The sequence below is a fragment of the Acinetobacter sp. CAU_H_78 genome (genome assembly GCF_058599365.1).
Genome location: NZ_CM178652.1, coordinates 2,207,542 through 2,229,750 on the forward strand (window position 1 = coordinate 2,207,542; position 22,209 = coordinate 2,229,750).

Genomic DNA, 22,209 nt, shown 5'->3' on the forward strand with positions numbered 1-22,209 from the left:
GCAAGCAGGAATAGAGGATTCAAGAATCCCCATATTGTTCAGTTAAATTGTGACAATTATATGACAAAGTGCTGTCATATAAACCAGTTTTTTAGACTTTCTCGTTGCCGTTTATCCTGTAACCACATGCTCTAAATTTTAAAAATATACAAATATAATCAATTATTTATTAAAAATAAAACGCTTGAATCGCCCGGCTTTATTCATGTTTTGCAATATATCTGGTCATTCCTACCCGGCTGTCATATTTCCGAGCCTGTCATATTTGATTAAAGATTAGCTTTGTTATATGACACTCTGATGAAAGCTGCTTACATTTTATTTTCCAGTCGCACGCTTTTATCAAGAACTTTAATTTCCAGATTTCCATCTGTTTTCAGCTTTCTATACCGGCTTGAGTTTCTTTATCAAATTTTCATATCAAGCATATCCAGCATTCTGTATAAGCGTTACAGAAAACTGCGCACTAATCTGTTAAGATTATTGCCGTTTTTGATGCTTACTGAGAAAGTTTGAATGTCCACACTTGCCACCCTAAAAGAACTTCTTGCCAAGAGAATTTTAATTATCGATGGTGCGATGGGTACCATGATCCAACGCCATAAATTGGAAGAAGCCGATTATCGTGGTGAGCGTTTTGCTGATTGGGCATACGACCTTAAAGGCAATAACGACTTACTTGTGCTGACTCAGCCACAGATTATTCAAGGCATTCACGAAGCTTATCTTGAAGCTGGTGCCGATATTATTGAAACCAATACCTTTAACGGCACCCGTGTTTCAATGTCTGATTATCACATGGAAGATCTGGTTCCGGAAATCAACCGTGAAGCAGCACGTCTGGCTAAAGAAGCCTGTGCAAAATATTCAACGCCTGAAAAACCACGTTTTGTGGCAGGTGTAATTGGTCCGACATCACGTACTACGTCGATTTCACCAAATGTAAATGACCCTGCCTTCCGTAATATCACTTTTGACGAATTGAAAGTGAATTACATCGAATCAACCAAGGCCTTGATTGAAGGCGGTGTCGATATCATCCTGATCGAAACCGTATTCGATACTTTAAACGCCAAAGCTGCGATCTTTGCAGTGAAGGAAGTATTTAAAGAACTAGGCACTGAATTGCCAATTATGATTTCTGGTACGATTACCGATGCGTCTGGTCGTACCCTGACTGGTCAAACTGCAGAAGCGTTCTGGAACTCAATGCGTCATGCAGAACCAATTTCGATTGGTTTTAACTGTGCCCTAGGTGCAGATGCCATGCGCCCACACGTAAAAACTGTATCTGACGTGGCTGATACTTTTGTGTCCGCCCATCCTAACGCAGGCTTACCAAATGCCTTCGGTGGTTATGATGAAACTCCGGAAGAGACCGCAGCATTCATTAAAGAATTTGCAGAAAGTGGTCTGATCAATATTACTGGTGGTTGTTGTGGTACGACGCCTGATCACATCCGTGCCATTGCTCAAGCAGTTGAAGGTATTGCCCCACGTCAAGTGCCAGAAATTGAGCCTGCATGTCGTTTAAGTGGTTTGGAACCATTTAACATTACCAAAGATTCATTGTTCGTGAACGTCGGTGAACGTACTAACGTTACCGGTTCGAAAAAATTCCTGCGTCTGATCAAAGAAGAAAACTTCGCCGAAGCGCTAGATGTTGCCCGTCAACAGGTTGAAGCCGGTGCACAGATCATCGACATTAACATGGATGAAGGCATGCTTGATTCGGAAGGCGCGATGGTGCACTTCCTGAATCTGGTGGCATCTGAACCTGATATTTCACGCGTGCCAATCATGATTGACTCATCAAAATGGGAAATCATTGAAGCTGGTCTGAAATGCGTCCAAGGTAAAGCGGTTGTTAACTCGATTTCCCTCAAAGAAGGTTATGACGAGTTTGTAGAACGTGCCCGCCTCTGCCGTCAGTACGGTGCAGCGGTGATTGTGATGGCATTCGATGAGAATGGTCAGGCCGATACTGCTGAACGTAAAAAACAAATTTGTAAGCGTTCTTATGACGTGTTGGTGAATGAAGTAGGCTTCCCGTCTGAAGACATCATCTTTGACCCGAACGTGTTCGCGGTAGCAACCGGTATCGAAGAACACAACAACTATGCTGTAGATTTCATTGAAGCTACTGGCTGGATTAAACAGAACCTGCCAAATGCGATGATCTCTGGTGGTATCTCGAACGTATCCTTCTCATTCCGTGGCAATGAACCGGTGCGTGAAGCGATCCATGCGGTATTCCTGTACTACGGTATCCAGCAAGGTTTAACCATGGGTATCGTGAATGCCGGTCAATTGGCGATTTATGATGACATCGACAAAGAGCTGAAAGATGCGGTTGAAGATGTGATTCTGAACCGTAACCAGGGTGAAAGTGGCAACGAAGCAACTGAAAAATTGCTTGAAATTGCTGAGAAATATCGTGGTCAAGGCGGCGCGCAAAAAGCTGAAGAAAACCTGGAATGGCGTAATGACCCGGTTGAAAAGCGTCTTGAATATGCGCTGGTTAAAGGTATCACCACTTATATCGATCAGGATACTGAAGAAGCTCGCCTGAAAGCCGTTCGTCCACTCGACGTAATCGAAGGTCCATTGATGGCCGGTATGAATGTGGTCGGTGACTTGTTCGGTGCCGGTAAAATGTTCCTGCCACAGGTGGTGAAATCTGCACGTGTGATGAAACAGGCCGTGGCCTGGTTGAACCCGTACATTGAAGCGGAAAAAACCCAAGGTGAAGCCAAAGGTAAAATCCTGATGGCCACCGTAAAAGGCGACGTACATGACATCGGTAAGAATATCGTTGGTGTGGTACTGGGCTGTAACGGTTATGACGTGGTCGATCTTGGTGTCATGGTGCCATGTGAAAAGATTCTGCAAACTGCGATTGATGAGAAAGTTGACATCATCGGTTTGTCTGGTCTGATCACCCCTTCTCTGGATGAAATGGTATTCGTTGCCAAAGAAATGCAGCGTAAAGGCTTTAACATTCCATTGATGATTGGTGGTGCGACGACTTCTAAGGCACATACGGCTGTGAAGATTGCCCCTCAATACCAGAATGATGGCGTGTACTACACAGCTGATGCCTCTCGTGCTGTAGGTGTAGCGACTCAATTGCTTTCTGCCGAGATGAAGCCAAAACTGGCAGCAGACTATGCAGCGGATTATGAAAAAATCCGTACCCGTCTTGCCAACAAACAGCCGAAAGCAGCGAAACTGTCTTATGCTGAATCGGTTGAAAATGGTTTCAAAATCGACTTCGACAAGAATGCGCCATTTAAACCAAACTTCATCGGTTCACAGACTTTCACCAACTATCCTTTAGAAACCTTAGTGGAATACTTTGACTGGACACCGTTCTTTATCTCTTGGAGCCTTGCGGGTAAATTCCCGAAAATCCTTGAAGATGAAGTCGTTGGTGAAGCAGCACGTGATCTGTATGCACAAGCACAAGCAATGTTGAAAGACATTATCGACAATAAACGTTTCGATGCACGTGCAACGTTCAGCATCTACCCTGCAAATCGTACCGGTTCAGATACGGTTGCTGTGACGGATGAAGCTGGTAACGTAACGCATACCTTCGAGCACCTACGTCAGCAGTCTGACAAAGTCACTGGTAAAGCGAACTACTCATTGGCTGATTTTATTGCGCCTAAAGATGTAGCTCAGGATTATCTGGGTGGCTTTACTGTTTCGATCTTCGGTGCGGAAGAGTTATCTCAGGAATATAAAGCCAAAGGTGATGACTATAATGCGATTATGGTTCAAGCCTTGGGTGACCGTTTTGCGGAAGCCTTTGCAGAGCATCTGCACCAGCGGATCCGTAAAGAGTTCTGGGGCTATCAGACTGACGAAACTCTGGACAATGATGAATTGATCAAAGAAAAGTATGTCGGCATCCGTCCTGCGCCGGGCTACCCTGCTTGTCCTGAACATTCTGAAAAAGCGCCATTGTTTGACTGGTTAGGTACGACTGAGAAGATGGGTACTTACCTGACTTCTAGCTTTGCAATGTGGCCACCTTCATCAGTGAGCGGTTTCTACTATGCAAACCCTGAAACTGAATACTTTAACGTGGGCAAAATTTCTGCCGATCAGCTGGAAGATTATGCGAAGCGTAAAGGCTGGACACTGGATGAAGCGAAACGCTGGTTAGCGCCAAATCTGGATGATTCAGTGGTTTAATCCCCCCTCGATCCCCCTTTGATAAAGGGAGAAGAATCCATTCTTATCGAATATAAAAAATCCCCTCGAGTGAGGGGATTTTTTTGTTTTTAATCTCCCCTAACCCCTCTTTTTCAAAGAGGGGGATTTCACGTATCAAATTTATTACATGACAGCTCCTCCCTTTTTTAAAGGGAGGTTGGGAGGGATTAAATTGCTATAAATAAAATGAATATTTAGAATGCTTAAATCCATGAAAAATTTAAGATTGACAAATGGCAATAATAAAAAGTTTAGATCTTGGAAGCTTAGAAAGCATCTGTAAAACTTTAGGTGAAACTAATAATGGGCTTTCAGGAACAGAAATTACCAAGTATCTGGCTGAATGTAATATCAAAGATCTTCAATTAAATTCAACAAAATGGAAACGCTTATATGATGCTCTATACTCAAAACAAACTGAAGATCGCTGCTCCAATAATGTCTTAGCTTTTATTAAGTATGTTATGCGTCCTTCACGGCATATCCATAGAAAAGAATGGTTTGAAAATATACGAACTGAATTGAATTATATTTTGTCATTTGAAGGTTTTGAACTCACTGAAAGTGGCGAACTCAAGCAAGCAGACAAAGTTCAAACTTTTGATGAAGCTGAAGCACGAGCACAAAATTTAAGAAAAACTTTATTAGATAGAAAAATACATCCTGATGTCTTAGCCTTCTGTAGAGCAGAACTACTCGTAGATAATTATTTTCATGCGGTTTTTGAAGCTACTAAAAGTATTGCTGAAAAAATTAGAATTAAAACAAATTTAACTACTGATGGTGCAGAACTTGTTGATCAAGCCTTTTCTTATAAAGGTAAAATCCCTTATTTAGCATTAAATAAACTTACCACTGAAAGTGAGGAGAGCGAGCAGAAGGGTTTCATGAATTTACTTAAAGGTGTCTTTGGAACTTTTCGAAATACGACTGCTCATGCTCCCAAAATCACATGGAATATTGATGAACAAGATGCCTTAGATATTCTATCAACAGTATCATTAATTCATAGAAAATTAGATAAAGCCGCTGAAGCAAGAAAGATATATGAAAGTAGTTTTTAATCCCTCCTAACCTCCCTTTGAAAAAGGGAGGAACTACGTGATTCCATAACCGCCATCAAATTCGCGTGAAGTCCCCCTTTATAAAAGGGGGATTTAGGGAGATTCTTTAGGAAGTTCATTCAAACAATATTTATAAATTACATTTGCCACATCATCAATCTGCCCCATCACCTGCCTATTATCAAATCTCAATACTTTTAAACCTAGCTGAGCCAAGGCTTTATCACGAACCCGATCTGCCTCTAAACCACCATCTGTAAAATGCTGACTACCATCACATTCAATGACCAAATTCGCTGCTGGGCAATAAAAGTCCACTATGTAATTTAAAATTGGTTTCTGTCTATAAAACTGCAAACCTAAAATTTGCTTATTCCGAAGTCGTGACCATAATAATTTTTCAGCATCGGTCAGGTTGTTACGTAAGTCACGCGAGGCTTGTTTTAAGTTTTTATTGTAAGGTTTCATTTTTATTCTCTTTTTTTAGAATCTCCCTTAACCCCTCTGTTCCAAAGAGGGGGACGCCATGTAAATAAATTACGTGACAGCTCCTCCCTTTTTCAAAGGGAGGTTGGGAGGGATTTAATTTATCAAATATACGCCCCTTTTCTAACCCATCATTCCAAAATTGTTCGTTATTACATTTTTAAGTCTGCAAAAATCATCACTTTCATGAATAATAGACCAATAAATTTATCTCCCAAATCAATGACTATTGGTGTTCCAATGAAGAAACTCATGAACGGTGCTGAAAACATCGTTGTCGAAATGTGCAAAGGCTTTGTCCTGGCACATCCAGAACTGGCATTTAATGAATCTTATAAAATCATTTCCCGAAAGGAAAAACACCAAAATGTCGCGCTGATCAGTGGTGGGGGTAGCGGTCATGAACCTGCTCATGCCGGTTTTGTCGGTCAAGGCATGCTGGACGCTGCCGTATGTGGTGACGTGTTTGCCTCACCTTCACAGATTCAGGTTTATAAAGCCTTGCAGCAAGTGGCGACTGACAAAGGCGTGTTGATGATCATCAAAAACTATTCTGGCGATATGATGAATTTTCAAAATGCCGCTGTATTAGCAACTGAAGATGGCATCAAGGTTGATTACGTAAAAGTCGCAGATGACATCGCAGTAAAAGACAGCCTATATACAGTTGGTCGTCGCGGTGTTGCTGGTACAATCTTCGTGCATAAGATTGCCGGTGCTGCTGCCTCTAAAGGTTATGAGCTGGCACGTGTTAAAGAACTGGCACAAAAAGCGGCAGACAATGTAATGAGCCTTGGTTTTGCCTTTACCTCTTGTACCGTTCCAGCCAAAGGCACACCAACGTTCATTTTAGCTGAAGATGAAATGGAATACGGCGTCGGTATCCACGGTGAACCGGGGATCCGTCGTGAAAAGATTCTGCCTTCTAAAGAACTAGCTCAGCGCATTGTCGATGACCTGTTCCTGGATCGTCCAAACCTGACTGAAGTTGCAGTTCTAGTAAATGGCTTTGGTACAACACCACTGCAAGAATTGTATGTGTTCAATAATGATGTATGTGAACATCTGGCAAGTAAAGGCATCAAAATTTACCGTACCTTTGTCGGCAACTACATGACCAGTATCGACATGGCAGGTGCATCAGTTTCGCTACTAGCTGTGGATGATGAACTGAAAACTTATCTGGATGCAGAAGCCAATACCCCCGCATTTAAAATGGATGGTTCACCTGCACTGCCATTTGAGTTTGCTGCCAAAGACCAAGCTGCTGTACGCACAGTAAATACAGATGTTGAAACACATCCTGAACATGCTGTGATTGCCAATGAACAATTCACCATTGAAAACATGCGCTATGTGGTGGATGTGATGAGTGCCTGTATCATTAAAAATGAAGTGCCTTTCTGTGAGCTGGATGCCCATGCAGGCGATGGCGACTTCGGTATGAGTGTTGCCAAAGGCTTTAAACAACTCAAACGCCAGTGGCATGAACTGGTTCAGGCTGAACAGATGGATGATTTCCTGCTGAACTGCTCCATGATCATCATGGAACATTGTGGTGGCGCTTCAGGTCCAATCTGGGGATCTGCTTTCCGTGCAGCCAGTAAATCCATTAAAGGCAAAACCACATTAACTGTGGCAGATTTTGCTGACATGCTGCAAGCAGCAGTCAAAGGCATTCAGATTACAGGCGAACGTTCATTTGGTCGTGGTGCAGTCGTTGGTGACAAAACCCTGATTGATGCTCTGGTTCCATGTGCAGATTCTTGGTCTGCCAATACTGACAAGACTTTTAAAGAAAACTTTGTTCTAGGTGCTCAAGCGGCAGTTCAAGGTGCAGAATCCACCAAAGACATCGTGGCGCGTATGGGTCGTGCCGGTACGGTCGGTGATCGAAGTCTGGGATATCCAGATGCCGGTGCATATGGTTTAGGTGTGATCTTTAGCGATATTGCTGAGCATATTAAATAATTAAAAATCCCTCCCTTGCGAAGCGGTGCTTCTCACCCTTTTATAAAGGGAGGGACTACACGGATTTTATGCTGTCATTAAATTTGAGAGTAGTCTCCCCCTTTTCTAAAGGGGGATTCTCTTAAGGAATCATTCAAACAATACTGATAAATCATTTCCACCATACCATCAATCTTCCCTATCACCTCTCTATTATCAAATCTTAATACTTCAGTCCCAAGTGAGCCAAAGCTTCATCTCTTATTCGATCTGCGTCCAAACCCTTTTCAGTAAAATGTTGATCACCATTGCACTCAATCATCAGATTCACTGCTGGGCAATAAAAATCTACGATGTAATTCAAAATCGGTTTCTGTCGGTAGAATTGCAAACCTAATGATTGTTTTCCACGTAATCTAGACCAGAGCAGTTTTTCAGCTTCAGTCATGTTGTTCCGTAGATTGCGTGATACTTGTTTTAAGTTTTTATTGTAGGGTTTCATTATTATTCTTATTAAATTAGTTTAATCCCTCCTAACCTCCCTTTAAGAAAGGGAGGAACTACGCGAATTTTATGCTGTCATTAAATTCGAGGGAAGTCCCCCTTTGTAAAAGGTGAGAGGCATTACTTCGCAAGAGGGGGATTCCATTCCTTTATTTAAATCTCTCCAAAAACTTCTCCAACTCCTCCGTCACCACGACTCTTTTTCTACCCTTTAATTGATCTTTATCCAGCAAACCTTCTGAGTCTATAATCAATACTTTATGCCCATCCTGTTTTAAGCGATCCACGCCTTCAAACAGCATTCGGGCACCGACATCATGCATCAGAGTGAGATTGGTTAAATCGAGGATAATGGTACTTTTACCTTCCGGTTCATCCTGCAAGATTCGTAGCAGCATTTCAGACTCAGTAAATTGCAGCACTCCACGCAGTTCATAAACCACGACGTTATTCTTTTTACCCACCGTATAACGGCTTTGCAGAATGGTCTGTGCTGACGGCGTACCTTCCATAAGGTGCAGCCCCATATCGTGCGACAGATTTTCAAAGATTCTGACCCCACGTACACTATTACCATGCTCATCGATTTTCGGTGAAAAGACCGCAATCCCCACTTGCCCTGGCAGTACTCCAATAATGCCACCTGCCACACCACTCTTGGCCGGAATACCGACTGTGGTCAGCCAGTCACCTGCAGCATCGTACATACCGCAGGTTAGCATCACACTGAGTAATTGCCGGACTAAAGCCCGATCCAGCAGCCGTTTTCCTGTCTTGGGATGCACACCACCATTGGCCAAGATACTGGTGATCACTGCCAGATCTTTGACTGTGACCTTAATTGCGCACTGCTTGATATAGCCATGCACGATTTCTTTGGGATCTTCATCCAGCACACCGACAGTACGTAACATGTAGCCAATCGACATATTCCGAAAAGCCGTTTTAATCTCGGAGTTATACACCTGCTCATCAAAGGACAATTCACGTCCAGCCAGTCCACTTAAAAAACGGCGTAACTGTTCAGCACGTGATACTGTTTTCTTGGCAGGAATCAGAGAATGCGTGGTAATCGCACCAGAATTAATCATCGGGTTTTTTGGAATATTGCGTTCTTTTTCCAACGAAATCTGGTTAAAGGCCTCTCCCGAAGGTTCTACACCCACTTTTTCCAGTACCTGTTTTAGCCCTAGTTCCTTGATTGCTAGCGCATAGGCAAAAGGCTTGGAAAGAGACTGCATGGTAAATTCAACGTCATCATCCCCGGCAGAATAGATGGTTCCATCTACTGTCGATAGTGCAAGTCCGAGCTTGTCAGGATTAACCGACGCGAGTTCAGGAATATAATCCGCCAGCGCGCCTTTTTTATTATCATGGCAAGCAGAAAGCACATGATTCAAATAATCCGGTACCGGCGTTTTCATGGCAAATGCTCCCATCTCAATCTTTTATATCATTTTTATTAAAACTGAATACTGAAGACGGTTTTGCTACTTTTATGCAGTTTTATGTTGTGAAAATGGGAGATGGGCAAAAGAGATAGGAGAAATAAATGAATTCCTTGGGCAAGATCAGAAAGCTTAAAATAGATAAATCATAAAGATGAGCACATTATTTTCAGATTACAGGTCTATTTCTATGGAGCAATAAACCTGTAACCGATAACAACCAGCTTGATGTTCCAGGCAGATTATTTCACTTTCGTTTTGCGAATCATCTTATACAACACTTTTGGCGATAGACGTGAAACTAAAACACCTAGTTTTTCTTTAGAGCCACCCACCACGATATATTCTTCGCCACGTTTCAATGCTTCTACAGTCTGACGGGCAAAATCAGCCGGTTCCAGGCCATTTTCAATCGCTTCATCCTGCTTGGCCTGAGGTTTGCCTTCCCCATTTAAGGCATTAAAAGACACATTGGTTTTAATAAAGCCCGGGAAAATCACGGATACCTGAATACCCTGATCTGCCATTTCAGCACGTAAGCTGTTCGCCCACATATGAATCGCGCCTTTGGCTGCTGAATAAGACGCCCGATATTGAGTTCCAAGTAGACCGGCTACACTGGAAATAAAGGCAATCCGGCCAGATTTCTGTTTTAAAAACGTCGGTAAAACCGTTTTGGTCAAAAACACCTGAGAGAAATAATCGACTTCCATAATGGCGCGTTCAGTCTGCATGGTGGTTTCCTGAATCAGGGCACGCTGACTGAGTCCAGCATTATTGATCAGCCAGTCAATGCGGCCTTTCTCACTTAGCACCTGTTCATAAGCCGTGCGTACCTGACTTTCATCAGTAATATCGGCCACGACTGAGATGTGTTGATCAGGATTCACCAGTCCTGAACGGACTTTTTCCAGTTCTTCCAAACGTCGTGCGGTCAATACTATCTGTGCACCTTGGGCAGCACATTCTTCAGCCAGTGCCTTACCAATTCCTGAAGATGCTCCAGTAATCCAGACTACTTTTCCCTGTAAATTTTCTAGTTTTGCCATTAAATCCTGTCACCCTCTTTATATGAATGTGTTCCTGGCGGTATTTCATCTTCCAGAAATGCCAGCAACTGCTCAAAATAATAACTCATGGTATCCGCATCATAGAGGCTACCGAGTTTATCAAAACGTTTATAACCCAGTTGTGTGGTCAGGTGAATCACACCATTCAATGTTTTATCCACCACCACATTAAATTTCAGCATCTTTTTTGGTTCACGCACCAGATGCGTCACACCCTGATCCACCACCTGAATAAAAGCTTTCAATGCCGGTGAGACATACTGGTTATTGCCACTTTTCATCTGCTCCACGCAGCCCAGCAGTTCCGTGATCAGCATGCGTTCTACCGGATAGCGAACAAAGTATCCATCTTCATTTTCATGGGTCATCTTGTACAGATAGTTCACCATAGGAATCAGCCGATCATTACCAAAGAAAGAAACCGACCACGGCATATATTTGCGAGTCGTTTCTAAAATCTGTTGAATGACTTTTTCAGATTCCTGATCTGGGGAGCTAGAGAGCTGCACCACACGACCAAAAATCTGGTCAATAATTTCACAGGCAATATCGGCCAGATTTTCACCGAGCAGTTTGGCCAGACTTTCCTGCTCGCCAGCATTAAATCGGGAATGCAGGTCTTTAAAGCGTTGATGGGTATCGGGGTGAATCTTGAGAGAAATGCTATAGCTCATCTAGTTATCCTTTTTTTAATCGTCTGCGATGAGTCGCGTTTTATCAATCTATCATACGTTGAGTTCAGGCAACTGCCAATTGGCGAAAGTTTGCTTTTGGTTAAGCTGCCGCATGCCTTGATTTTTTTGCTACAATAGATGCAATTTTTTATCCACTTTTGATCTGTTTAGACTATGACTGATTCAGCGCAAAATATTGCTACGACCTACGATCCGACCGAGATCGAGAAAAAATGGTACCAAACCTGGGAAGAGCGCGGTTACTTCAAGCCGTCTCAAAAAGGTGAATCATTCTGTATCATGATTCCGCCGCCAAACGTCACTGGTAGCTTGCACATGGGTCATGGTTTTAATAATGCCATCATGGATGCGTTGACCCGTTATAACCGTATGTCAGGCAGAAATACCTTATGGCAGCCAGGTACTGACCATGCGGGGATCGCAACCCAGATGGTTGTTGAGCGTCAGTTAGGTGCTCAAGGCGTAAGCCGTCATGATCTGGGCCGTGAAAAGTTCATCGAAAAAGTCTGGGAATGGAAAGAGCAATCTGGCGGTAATATTACCCGTCAAATCCGTCGTTTGGGTTCTTCTGTAGACTGGTCACGTGAACGCTTCACCATGGATGAAGGTTTATCCAACGCCGTTAAAGAAGTATTCGTGAAACTGCATGAAGAAGGCCTGATTTACCGCGGCAAACGTCTGGTGAACTGGGATCCTAAACTGCAAACCGCCCTGTCTGACCTTGAAGTAGAATCTGATAAAGAAGAACAAAGCTCACTGTGGCACTTCAAATATTTCTTTGAAGATAAATCACTGCGCACTCAAGATGGTAAAGACCATATTGTCGTTGCAACCACTCGTCCAGAAACATTACTCGGTGATACTGCGGTTGCGGTCAACCCTGAAGATGAACGTTATGCGCATCTTGTCGGCAAAAATATTGTATTGCCAATTACTGGCCGTACCGTTGCCATCGTTGCTGATGAATATGTTGAAAAAGAATTCGGTACAGGCTGTGTGAAAATTACGCCTGCGCACGACTTTAATGACTATGAAGTGGGTAAACGCTGTGGTCTGGCACTGATCAACATTTTCAACAAAAATGCTGAAGTTCTGGCTGAGTTTGAATACATCGCGAAAGCCGGCGAACAGATTTCTAAAACCATCCCAGCACCAGCAGACTACATTGGCTTAGAACGTTTTGAAGCACGTAAAAAACTGGTTGCTCAAGCCGAAGCTGAAGGCTGGTTAGATCAAATCCAACCATACACCCTGAAACCACCTCGCGGTGACCGTTCAGGCGTGATCGTTGAGCCATTACTGACTGACCAGTGGTATGTAAAAATCGCGCCACTGGCGAAACCAGCGATTGAAGCGGTTCAAGACGGTCGCATCAAGTTCGTTCCTGAACAGTACAGCAATATGTACATGGCTTGGATGAACAATATCCAGGACTGGTGTATCTCACGTCAATTGTGGTGGGGTCACCGTATTCCAGCCTGGTACGATGCAGAAGGCAATGTCTATGTAGGCCGTAACGAAGAAGAAGTTCGTGCGAAACACAATATCGCTGCTGACGTTGAACTGAACCAGGACGAAGACGTACTGGATACCTGGTTCTCTTCTGGTCTGTGGACATTCTCAACTTTAGGTTGGACTGGTGACGAAGCGAAAGACAAAGAAAACTATTTCTTAAATACTTTCCACCCAACTGACGTACTGGTGACTGGTTTCGACATCATCTTCTTCTGGGTTGCCCGTATGATCATGATGACCATGCACTTCATGAAGAATGAAGATGGCACACCACAAGTACCGTTCAAGACTGTATATGTACACGGTCTGGTACGTGATGGCGAAGGTCAGAAGATGTCTAAATCTAAGGGTAACGTGCTTGACCCACTTGACCTGATTGACGGTGTTGATCTCGAGACTCTGGTTCAGAAACGTACTTACGGTCTGATGAACCCTAAACAGGCTGCGAAGATTGAAAAATCGACCCGTAAAGAATTCCCAGAAGGTATTCAGGCTTACGGTACTGACGCGGTTCGTTTCACCTTCTGTGCACTAGCTAACACTGGTCGTGACATCAAGTTCGACATGAAACGTGTGGAAGGTTACCGTAACTTTGCTAACAAAATCTGGAACGCAACTCGTTTCGTATTGATGAACATTGAAGGTCAAACCATCGGCCAAGAAGTTCGTCAAGACCTTTGGGAACTGCCAGAACAATGGATCGTAAGCCGTCTGCAAAAAGCAGAACAAGCGGTTCAGCAAGCCTTCTCAACTTACCGTCTGGACTTGGCTGCTCAAGCGATCTACGAGTTCATCTGGAATGAATACTGTGACTGGTATGTCGAGCTGACAAAACCAGTTCTGAACGATGTGAACGTTTCTGAAGAGCGTAAAGCTGAAGTTCGTCGTGTACTGTTGGCTGTAATGGAAGCATCTTTACGTCTGGCTCACCCAATCATGCCGTACCTGACCGAAGAAATTTGGCAAACCCTTGCACCTAAACTGGGGATCACTGGTGAAACCATCATGCTGGCTCAGTACCCTGTTGCTAATGAAGCGCTGATTAATGAACAGGCTGAAGCGGATATGCAATGGCTACAAGGTCTGATCGGTGCGGTACGTAACATCCGTGGTGAAATGGGCTTAGGTAATGCGCGTCTGTTACCAGTTCTGCTGCAAAATACGACTGACGCTGAAAAAGCACAAATCACGCGTATTGAAGCACTGTTCAAAGCATTGGCGAAAGTTGAAAGCATCACCTTCCTGGCTGATAGCGAGCAACCTCCGCTATCTTCATCTTCTGTTGTTGGTCACGTCTCTGTATTCGTTCCAATGAAAGGTTTGATTGATCCTAAAGCAGAATTAGGTCGTCTACAAAAAGACTTGGACAAAGTTCAGAAACAGCATGACCAAATCGCGAATAAACTTGCCAATGAAGGTTTTGTGGCGAAAGCACCTGCTGCTGTGGTTGAAGGCGAGAAAGTAAAACTTGCTGAGTTTGCGGATCAGTTAGCGAAGATTAAAGCGAATATGGAGCAAATTGCAGCGCTTTAATTTATTGCTAAGACGTTAAAAACTAATATAAAATCCCTTCATTATTGAGGGGATTTTTTTATGGATTTTATTGATAAAATAAAAATTAAACTGCTAGGTCTAAATCCTGCCATTCTTGGACTTAGAGGCTCTGGAAAAAGTACACTATTAAACTATATGCAAACAGGAGAGATTTTAAAACACTATGCCCCCACGAATAGTGAAATGCTGACTAGAAAAACTATAATCTTTAATACTAAATCACCTATAAAACTCAGAAAGAACGTGAAGGATTTAGGAGGTTCAGAGGATTTTTATGATAGATGGAGAGAACAGATTCAAAAAGCTCAATTAATAATCTACATGATCGATTCTGAACAATGGCTAAGTCCATCTCAGGATGAAATAGCAAACAAAATTGAAAAAGATCTACAAGTAATTTCTCAAAGCCTAGACACTAAGAAGGGTGTATTTTCTACTATCCTTTTAATAAATAAATTCGATCTAATTAAAGACAAATTCGACTTTACTGACTATCAGCTTAAAGAAAAATTACAACAGATCAACTTTATACAGGGATGTAAATTAACACTTACTAAACCATCGCACCCATGTAAAGTGTTAATAAGTAATTTGGACACTTCTGAAAATGCTAATCAACTTGTGAATGAGATTGCCGAGGTAATTACATGAATCTTTTTTATTGGAAGCAGTCTCTAGACAATGCTTCACAAGATACCATTTTAATCTATGACCATAAGCAAAAATGCTTCAACAATCCCGATACTGACATACAGAGAAAGGCTATTGTTCACAAAATGACTGAAGACTTCTATACTGTAAAAGAGAATACTCAATATATTCTTAAAAAAAACAGTAAAAATAATAATATCATAGTTCAATTTTTACTTAATGAGTTTGATAGTTTCCAAAGACCTGTTACTTCCATTGTTTTGATAGAGGAATATGAGCATAAAATTTTTGAGTATCAATATAAGGAATTTCTAATTAGTGATGAATTTTTATCCAAAACATCACTACATAAATCTCAAATTAATGATTTTATTAGAAATCTAACAACTATTGAAAAAATAAAACTGAAAAAAAAATTTTTTATTTGCGTTTTTAGCATCTTAGTAATATTAGTATTATTTTATTTGGTAGCTTAATAATATGGCAAAATTTAAATTTCCAAGTCAAAAAGATGAGAAACAAACTATTATTTGCTTAAATCCATCTGACTTATACTCAGCTACCCAAAGAAAAATTTTTTCTGAAATTTTACAGGCAGAAGATACATATATTATTTCGCCTGATAAAAATGAATTAGAAATGATGTTCAATCATGAAATTGGAAATTTTCTAACACAATACAAGCCTAATAATGGAGATATATACATTGTAGAGGGTCAAAATTATGTAAATATAAATACTTTAAATTATTATCAATCTGATTTAGAACTTATAAGGCATCTGACAGATTTTTGTCAAATATTGGGGGCTACTTACTTAAATTATAAATCTACCTCATACCTAGATTTTTCAAAAACTTTAGGATTAGATATAAATACTACTGGGCTAATAAAAAAATTGATTGATCCATCCTTGAATATCGACCTATCAAGAGAGAATGCAATCAAGCAAAATTTTGAGAAGACCAATTCATGGCAAGGTCATGAAAAAGAAAAAATCAATTTCCAAAAAGCATCTATGCTTATTAACACACTTCCATTCAAAGATCAGAGCTTATTTAAACACATATTAAATCAAAGAATCCAAGACAATTCTATTGAATCTATGAAAGAGAAAATCGTAATAAAAAGAAATCATAAAAATAATTTCAAAATTCTAGCTGAATTAGCCATTAAAATACCTATCAATAATACTAATACTGATACTGATACTGATACTGATACTGATACTAATATTTTAAAACTAAAAAACTCTATTATAGCCAATTTAACAAATATTTTTGAGCATACTATTGAACTAGAAATTAGGTTTTAGATTTTTCGTCACATTATAATAAAGTATAAATATTAGAGGTTTTATTATAAAAATTACAGTTTAAATATGCTATGTAATGGATTCCCCCTCTCCTTCCAGGAGATGAGCAGCACTGCTGCGCAAGAGGAGAGGTTCTTTTTAATTCAAAACATAATTTCCTCAAATCCCCCAACACCACATCCGTCCGACCCAACACATCATTATTCCAATAACGCACAACAGTTAAACCCAAAGCCTCTAAAAACTTGGTTCGTGCAGCATCATATTCAATAGCATCATCTATTCCATGCTGTCCACCATCTACCTCAATCACCAAGCCAATTTCATGACAGTAAAAATCTAGAATATAAGGTTTGATCACATGCTGACGACGAAATTTAAGATTCATAAATCGCTTGGCGCGTAGAAGTTGCCACATTAAATGTTCTGCATCGGTGGCAGTGTGACGCATGGATTTAGCGAATTCTAATAATTGAGAATCTATTTTCATTTTATTTCTTCTTAATATAATTCTTATCATATGATACACAATGGAATTCCCTCTCCTGAGCAAGTTTTAAAGCACTGCTTTAAAACGAAGCGCAAGTGAGGGTTAGGGAGAGGTAGTTCTAATTAAGTTAAAGCATCCCATGCCTTAAAAACATCTCTAATCCACTTACCTTTTTGATATACATCAGGCGTTCTTTTTCGACTTTAATCTGCTGCTTGATAGTAGAAGTATCTTCATCAATCTGCTTATACAGATCAGCAATTTGAACCTTACCCTTTGCCTTTTTGACTGCAATTCTGGTTTTCGATGACCAGACCAATCTATGAATTAAGGTATCAATCTGTTCTTGTAACTTCTGGCTCTGCGCATCCAAAGCCAGTTGATACAACTTCACTTGCTCTGCACTTAAACTCTTTTGCGAAGGATCTCGATCTTGCTCAATCTGAAGCTGCATTTTCAGTAAGGCAAACAAATCCTGTTCTGCATAAGCCTCATTGGCACGTTGCAACAATTCAGTCTTTTTAATCTTCTTTACGTCATTTGCTTCACGATCCGGATGAATCGCTGCAGCAATCTTTAAATATACCGATTTCACTGATTGCTCTGCCATTGCGGCTGCCTGTTCCTGCTTTTCCTGCCGGCGTTTTAGTTTGGCCTGCTCGCGGACTTGCTGAAAATGATCAGAAGCCCATTCTTCAAATCCCTCAGCATCTGCCGGATCTGGGACATTTTCATTCTTAAAAAACCTTTCAAGTTCATTGGTCTTTTTTTGGCTTTTCCTGAATTGGGCATGTTCGGCACGCTGCTGATAATAGGTGAAGATTTCATTTACCTTATTGGCTTCTTGCGCTGACATCGCCTGAGAATCTTGCAGATAATCTGCCAGGTATTGAATCTTCTCATCCAGTACTACCAACTCGACCTTGGTAAAATCTGTTTCCTGCAAGTGCTTCCAGAGCTGTTCGAGCTGCTCAAACAGCACACCATGTAATTCATGATAGACCGGCATGAAAGTTTTATGCGTATATTGCTGTAGGTCTTCTTCAGCCTGTTGCCATTGTTTTAACTCCAGCTTCTGCTGTTCGATTTTATCAATCAGACGATCCAGCTTCTTCTGCTGTGGCGAAAGCGCTGTGAATGGCTGGATCATGGTTTTTAAGTCAAAGAGCATGGCAGCAGAAAGACCCAAGGAAATCTTATCTATATTAATTCTTTCAGCTTTCGCTACAAAGTTCTTTTCACCTTAGGCTATTGAAATTTGTATCAGAATTAAAAAAAGCAGAACTATGTCTGCTTTTTCCATGCAGATCTTTGTTATTCCAGTACCACACGGCCATTTAAGGATTGCACCGGGCGGTTATTTGGATGTCCCATTAGCTTGGAAAATTCTGAAATCTGTTGCTTTGAGGCCTGCTGGATTTCTTTCAGAATTAACCAGCGCACACCTTCAGAACATGGTGGTGTCGTCAGCGAACCACTAAAGCGGTAATAATCCAGATTCTTAGGCAACATCTCATTTACAGGTTGCGGGTTCTTCAAGACGACTTTTTCACCTTGCTTTTTCGGCAAGCGATTCCACATACGTTTTAGCATCGGATTTTCTGTACCCTGCTCAAACATCATCGCCACTACAGCAAGTTCACCTTGAGCATTGGCATGGACAAAATGAATCTCTAGAGGATAGCTCTTGCCTTTAATCAGGTTTTCACTTGGGCTATGCAGATGAAACTGTTTCAGCACAAAAGTTTCACCATCCAGCTGCAATTCTCCGCCTTGAGCAAAGTCTACCTGAACGGTATGACCTTTATTTTCAATCGCGTGAATCATGGTGTTATAGCTAAACTTGAGCGGTTCCAGTTCGGCTTTGACTGTTCGTTCAATATTGATCGGTGACTGGTTCAGCCCACTACAGGCTGAATATTTCTGGTTTAGAGTCGACCATTGTTCAGGCTGCGTATAGTTCCAGTCTGCATCTGCAAATACTGCTGTACTTAAGCCCATAACCGTTAAAAGCGTGAATATCTTTTTCACAACACATCCTTTCTTGGAAGTCAAAATCAATATTTTTAATTTAAAAAACAGATTTTTAGCTTGATCTAATCGCTATATTTTTCAGGGCACAACATACAGAAATTTATAAGTTCCAAGTTATTTGATTACAAATCATTAAATAGTTCTTATTATTCCTAGGAAATTGCTCAGATTTTATCTTGATATATTTCAGCAGGATATTATTTGTACTGCTTAAAAGTTACACAGAGTAAAATGTGAACTGGTTCAAATTTAGTCTATTGAATAATCAATCAATATTTACATGAAATATCTATCTTATTTTCTCAAAATCGCTATATCCTTTACTCAATAGCGATCACATTCAAAAAATATAATTTATTTTTATTCAAAAACTTACACAATTACAGCAGCAGGTTAACAGCCGAGATTGCTAGACTCGGAACAAAGAGTGATCTGGAATAATAACAATGGACTGGGCCACCATATTTATAAATGATACGACCTGGGAATTTGCCACAGAGATTTTGCTGCGCTGTGTAGTCATGTACGCGATGATTATCCTGTTTCTACGGCTGACAGGTAAGCGCGGAGTACGACAACTTTCGATCTTTGAAGTCACTATCATTCTTGCTTTGGGTTCTATTGCCGGCGATCCGATGTTTACAGAAGATCTTCCCCTGATTCAGGCGGCGCTGATCATGTCGGTGATCATTTTCCTGTATCGTCTGACTACTTGGCTCATGATGAAATTTCAATGGTTTGAAGACCTGCTCGAAGGCAAACCGATTCATATTGTGGAAGATGGTTTACTGGTCATTGATGAAATTAAAAAAGGCAAAATGTCTCATGATGAATTCTTTGCTGAGATGCGTCAGCAAGGCATTGAACATTTGGGTCAGGTACGCTTGGGTTTACTGGAAACTGACGGTAAGTTCAGCATTTTGTATTTCCATCCAGATGATGTTCGGCATGGGCTCCCGCTTTTTCCTAAATCCTGTTGTATTGTCAAAGAAGTCAGACCAGAAGAGCTTTATGCCTGTATTTATTGCGGTCAAGTCCAGCATTTAAAAGAAGCAAAACAAACTTGTCCACGCTGCCATTCTCACCAATGGGCAAAAGCCATGAATAGCCACCGGATTACTTAGAGCTGCTTAAGTCGTTGCAAATGGTCAAAGATTTCTGGCAGTTGCTGAATTTTGTATTGAATATGCCCGGCATCCGGATGGAAACCTTGCATCCATAAAGCATGCATACCCGCGGCTGTTGCGCCTTGAACATCATTAACAGGATGATCACCAATATAAAGACACTGCTTTGGTTGTACACCTAAACGCTCTGCGGTAATCTGGAAAATTTCCGGCTGCGGTTTATTAAAGCCGACCAATCCTGAACTGACAATCTCATCAAAATAATCTGCAATACCTAAACCGCGAAGGGTATTTAATCGGGTCTCATGTCCTCCATTGGATACAATGGCCAAGCGATAACCTTCAGTTTTAAGCCGTTTTAATACTTGTCCTGCTTGCGGCATCTCTACGGCAAAACGGCCAAACTGGTTGAACCAGAACTGCGCTAGCTCATCTAGATCTGGTGGAGTTAACCAGGATAATTCCTGCAACAATGCATATGCGGCTGAAGCGCCAATACTGCCATGAGTCAGCAATTCCTTTTGGGGATAACCGCCATTATCAATGCGTCGCACAATCTCGATAATTTTCTCAAGTTCAACCTGTGCAAATGTTGAAGCATAATATTCTGCCAGATAACGGCTATAGGCCTGTGTCGTCAGGTCACGGTGCGTCAAAGTATTGTCGAGATCGAATAGAACAGCTTGAATGGTCATAATTAAAAAAGGAATAGAAGGTTTTCTGTCATGGTAACAGTTGGGAACTTTCAGGGTTAGACCTAAAATTGCTAAGTTTTGTTGTTTCAGGCATAAAAAAAGCGATGCCGAAGCACCGCTTTTATTTTGTTCTAAAATTAGAACTTGTATTCGAAGCCTGTACCAACAAGTAACTGCTTGTCTTCGTCAGAACCTTGTTCAATAGTTAAGTAACCTGCTGTACCGTACACTTTCACTTGTTTAGAGAATGCATAATCTACGCCAGCAAGAATCTGCTTAGCCTCAAAGTCCGGAGTAGCATCATTAAATGCAACGCTATTTTGGCTATACTGCCCCTTTACGGTCCAGTTTTTTGCATTTGGAAGATTATATTCTGCACCAATTAACCATGCTTGTGCATCGTCAATATTTTCAACTGTTTCTACTTGAGCTGCAGCACTCGCATTTGCGTTAGCAATTTCAGATACTTGGTATAGTGCACGTAAAGACAAACCATTATCTAAATTGATACGGCCAATCGCACGAACTGTATCTGTTTCTGCAAGAATATTACGTGCTTCCTCGACAGCCTGTCCATCATTGACTGTATCATTTGCATCATAATCTGAATTCAGGAAACCTCGGCTTAATAAACGAGATGGAATTGCTTTGTCATAACCCAGACCTGCGACAAAAGTTTTGTCTGAGTAAACGACTGAAGAAGACCAAGAATCACCTAAACCACGACCAGCAACAGTAGAGCCGCCCTTAGTTGCTTTAATAGTGTCGTTACCTTCACCAGTTGCAAGCTGAAGTTTTGCCTCAACCTTACCTTCACCCACATTGAATGCAGGAGTTTCATAAACCAATACGTTATCGATACGGTTTTCACCCGCCATGATGCCGTGTACGTCAGCATTGTTTGCTACATAGTTGTTGAAAGTATCTACTACAGCTGAAAGCTGTTTTACAGGCGTATCAATCTTACCGACTTTTAACGCACCTAATTTCTCATCTTTTAAACCAATGAGAATATTACGCGGTACGAATACGTCATTGCTGCTATTTGAACCTTCATCACTATAAAATGTGAATTCAGCTTGGTACAACGCACTTAAACGGTCGGTTAATTTTTCGTCCCCTTTTAAACCCAAGAATGAGTTATTAGAGTTCAGGTCAGTAATATGACGATCTTCTACGCCATTTTTATTATCTGCTTGTACATGATCTAGAGAAAGATCGATTTCACCATAGAAAGTTGGTGCTGCAAATGTAGTTCCCGCTAAAAGGCTGAGTGCGATTGCTGTTGCTAACTTAGTTTTCATTAAAAAATCCTTTAACTTATTTTGTTACAAATAATACACACGGCGCCTATATTACAAAATTATTAAAAAAATATTTATATATTC

At 41.1% G+C, this 22,209-nt stretch carries 16 protein-coding genes and 2 pseudogenes; 8 read left to right on the forward strand and 10 right to left on the reverse strand.

Translation table 11 applies throughout. The annotated features are described in order from the left end of the window. Positions 1-516 precede the first annotated feature (516 nt). Positions 517-4,203: a methionine synthase gene (gene metH / locus AC4MCD_RS10580; RefSeq protein WP_491876058.1), complete on the forward strand. Its 3,687-nt coding sequence runs from the start codon at positions 517-519 to the stop codon at positions 4,201-4,203. Between the two features lie 254 nt (positions 4,204-4,457). Continuing rightward, positions 4,458-5,288 (forward strand): TIGR02391 family protein, encoded by an 831-nt coding sequence (locus AC4MCD_RS10585; RefSeq protein WP_419363214.1) that lies wholly within the window; start codon positions 4,458-4,460, stop codon positions 5,286-5,288. Between the two features lie 93 nt (positions 5,289-5,381). On the opposite strand, the gene AC4MCD_RS10590 is transcribed toward AC4MCD_RS10585, so the two are convergent. Beyond that, positions 5,382-5,756, reverse strand: a complete 375-nt coding sequence (locus tag AC4MCD_RS10590; RefSeq protein ID WP_419363212.1) for an endonuclease domain-containing protein — start codon at positions 5,754-5,756, stop codon at positions 5,382-5,384. Between the two features lie 258 nt (positions 5,757-6,014). Between AC4MCD_RS10590 and dhaK the strand changes: the two genes are divergently transcribed. After that, entirely contained in the window at positions 6,015-7,745 is a 1,731-nt protein-coding gene (gene dhaK, locus AC4MCD_RS10595; RefSeq protein ID WP_491876059.1) for a dihydroxyacetone kinase subunit DhaK, read from the forward strand. Positions 7,746-7,822: 77 nt separating this feature from the next. Here dhaK and AC4MCD_RS10600 read toward each other — a convergent pair. From AC4MCD_RS10600 to AC4MCD_RS10615, 4 genes and pseudogenes are all read right to left on the reverse strand, one after another. Next, positions 7,823-8,226: pseudogene (locus AC4MCD_RS10600) on the reverse strand (endonuclease domain-containing protein). A 151-nt stretch (positions 8,227-8,377) separates the two neighbouring features. Beyond that, on the reverse strand, positions 8,378-9,652 hold the full coding sequence (locus AC4MCD_RS10605) for a glutaminase (protein ID WP_491876060.1): 1,275 nt from the start codon (positions 9,650-9,652) through the stop codon (positions 8,378-8,380). A 266-nt stretch (positions 9,653-9,918) separates the two neighbouring features. Further along, a complete protein-coding gene (locus AC4MCD_RS10610) occupies positions 9,919-10,725 on the reverse strand; it encodes an SDR family oxidoreductase (protein WP_125279215.1) in 807 nt (268 codons plus the stop codon). Then, positions 10,725-11,420, reverse strand: a complete 696-nt coding sequence (locus AC4MCD_RS10615; protein ID WP_491876061.1) for a hypothetical protein — start codon at positions 11,418-11,420, stop codon at positions 10,725-10,727. The genes AC4MCD_RS10610 and AC4MCD_RS10615 overlap by 1 nt, the downstream gene beginning before the upstream one ends. 174 nt (positions 11,421-11,594) lie before the next feature. Between AC4MCD_RS10615 and AC4MCD_RS10620 the strand changes: the two genes are divergently transcribed. Genes AC4MCD_RS10620 through AC4MCD_RS10635 form a run of 4 tightly spaced genes read left to right on the forward strand, consistent with a single transcriptional unit; the run spans position 11,595 to position 16,475 of the window. Further along, on the forward strand, positions 11,595-14,489 hold the full coding sequence (locus tag AC4MCD_RS10620) for a valine--tRNA ligase (protein WP_491876062.1): 2,895 nt from the start codon (positions 11,595-11,597) through the stop codon (positions 14,487-14,489). A gap of 60 nt (positions 14,490-14,549) precedes the next feature. Then, positions 14,550-15,161 carry a GTPase domain-containing protein gene (locus AC4MCD_RS10625; RefSeq protein WP_303113352.1) on the forward strand — a complete coding sequence of 204 codons (612 nt, stop codon included), beginning with the start codon at positions 14,550-14,552 and terminating at the stop codon, positions 15,159-15,161. Next, positions 15,158-15,637 carry a hypothetical protein gene (locus tag AC4MCD_RS10630; RefSeq protein WP_491876063.1) on the forward strand — a complete coding sequence of 160 codons (480 nt, stop codon included), beginning with the start codon at positions 15,158-15,160 and terminating at the stop codon, positions 15,635-15,637. The genes AC4MCD_RS10625 and AC4MCD_RS10630 overlap by 4 nt, the downstream gene beginning before the upstream one ends. Before the next feature lie 4 nt (positions 15,638-15,641). Beyond that, the gene (locus tag AC4MCD_RS10635; protein WP_491876064.1) at positions 15,642-16,475 is read left to right on the forward strand and encodes a hypothetical protein; all 834 of its coding nucleotides are present in this window, start codon (positions 15,642-15,644) and stop codon (positions 16,473-16,475) included. A gap of 124 nt (positions 16,476-16,599) precedes the next feature. On the opposite strand, the pseudogene AC4MCD_RS10640 reads toward AC4MCD_RS10635, so the two are convergent. The 3 genes and pseudogenes from AC4MCD_RS10640 to AC4MCD_RS10650 all read right to left on the reverse strand — a co-directional run. Further along, positions 16,600-16,965, reverse strand: a pseudogene (locus AC4MCD_RS10640) (endonuclease domain-containing protein); the annotation flags it as partial. A 127-nt stretch (positions 16,966-17,092) separates the two neighbouring features. Continuing rightward, a complete protein-coding gene (locus AC4MCD_RS10645; protein WP_491876859.1) occupies positions 17,093-18,136 on the reverse strand; it encodes a molecular chaperone DnaJ in 1,044 nt (347 codons plus the stop codon). A 143-nt stretch (positions 18,137-18,279) separates the two neighbouring features. After that, positions 18,280-18,966, reverse strand: coding sequence for a carbonic anhydrase (locus tag AC4MCD_RS10650; RefSeq protein WP_491876860.1), 687 nt, complete (start codon positions 18,964-18,966; stop codon positions 18,280-18,282). A 479-nt stretch (positions 18,967-19,445) separates the two neighbouring features. Between AC4MCD_RS10650 and AC4MCD_RS10655 the strand changes: the two genes are divergently transcribed. Beyond that, on the forward strand, positions 19,446-20,123 hold the full coding sequence (locus tag AC4MCD_RS10655) for a DUF421 domain-containing protein (protein WP_491876065.1): 678 nt from the start codon (positions 19,446-19,448) through the stop codon (positions 20,121-20,123). On the opposite strand, the gene AC4MCD_RS10660 is transcribed toward AC4MCD_RS10655, so the two are convergent. Further along, entirely contained in the window at positions 20,120-20,821 is a 702-nt protein-coding gene (locus AC4MCD_RS10660; RefSeq protein WP_491876066.1) for an HAD family hydrolase, read from the reverse strand. The two genes, AC4MCD_RS10655 and AC4MCD_RS10660, sit on opposite strands and share 4 nt — an antisense overlap. A 137-nt stretch (positions 20,822-20,958) precedes the next feature. Next, positions 20,959-22,125 (reverse strand): porin, encoded by a 1,167-nt coding sequence (locus AC4MCD_RS10665; protein ID WP_491876067.1) that lies wholly within the window; start codon positions 22,123-22,125, stop codon positions 20,959-20,961. Between the last annotated feature and the right edge of the window lie 84 nt (positions 22,126-22,209).

Coding starts and splice junctions, on each gene's coding strand:
- AC4MCD_RS10615 (WP_491876061.1), bottom strand. CDS start 11,420: ATGAGCTATAGCATTTCTCTCAAGATTCACCCCGATACCCATCAACGC.
- AC4MCD_RS10590 (WP_419363212.1), bottom strand. CDS start 5,756: ATGAAACCTTACAATAAAAACTTAAAACAAGCCTCGCGTGACTTACGT.
- AC4MCD_RS10630 (WP_491876063.1), top strand. CDS start 15,158: ATGAATCTTTTTTATTGGAAGCAGTCTCTAGACAATGCTTCACAAGAT.
- dhaK (WP_491876059.1), top strand. CDS start 6,015: ATGAAGAAACTCATGAACGGTGCTGAAAACATCGTTGTCGAAATGTGC.
- AC4MCD_RS10665 (WP_491876067.1), bottom strand. CDS start 22,125: ATGAAAACTAAGTTAGCAACAGCAATCGCACTCAGCCTTTTAGCGGGA.
- AC4MCD_RS10620 (WP_491876062.1), top strand. CDS start 11,595: ATGACTGATTCAGCGCAAAATATTGCTACGACCTACGATCCGACCGAG.
- AC4MCD_RS10635 (WP_491876064.1), top strand. CDS start 15,642: ATGGCAAAATTTAAATTTCCAAGTCAAAAAGATGAGAAACAAACTATT.
- AC4MCD_RS10625 (WP_303113352.1), top strand. CDS start 14,550: ATGGATTTTATTGATAAAATAAAAATTAAACTGCTAGGTCTAAATCCT.
- metH (WP_491876058.1), top strand. CDS start 517: ATGTCCACACTTGCCACCCTAAAAGAACTTCTTGCCAAGAGAATTTTA.
- AC4MCD_RS10645 (WP_491876859.1), bottom strand. CDS start 18,136: ATGCTCTTTGACTTAAAAACCATGATCCAGCCATTCACAGCGCTTTCG.
- AC4MCD_RS10660 (WP_491876066.1), bottom strand. CDS start 20,821: ATGACCATTCAAGCTGTTCTATTCGATCTCGACAATACTTTGACGCAC.
- AC4MCD_RS10610 (WP_125279215.1), bottom strand. CDS start 10,725: ATGGCAAAACTAGAAAATTTACAGGGAAAAGTAGTCTGGATTACTGGA.
- AC4MCD_RS10585 (WP_419363214.1), top strand. CDS start 4,458: ATGGCAATAATAAAAAGTTTAGATCTTGGAAGCTTAGAAAGCATCTGT.
- AC4MCD_RS10655 (WP_491876065.1), top strand. CDS start 19,446: ATGGACTGGGCCACCATATTTATAAATGATACGACCTGGGAATTTGCC.
- AC4MCD_RS10650 (WP_491876860.1), bottom strand. CDS start 18,966: ATGGGCTTAAGTACAGCAGTATTTGCAGATGCAGACTGGAACTATACG.
- AC4MCD_RS10605 (WP_491876060.1), bottom strand. CDS start 9,652: ATGAAAACGCCGGTACCGGATTATTTGAATCATGTGCTTTCTGCTTGC.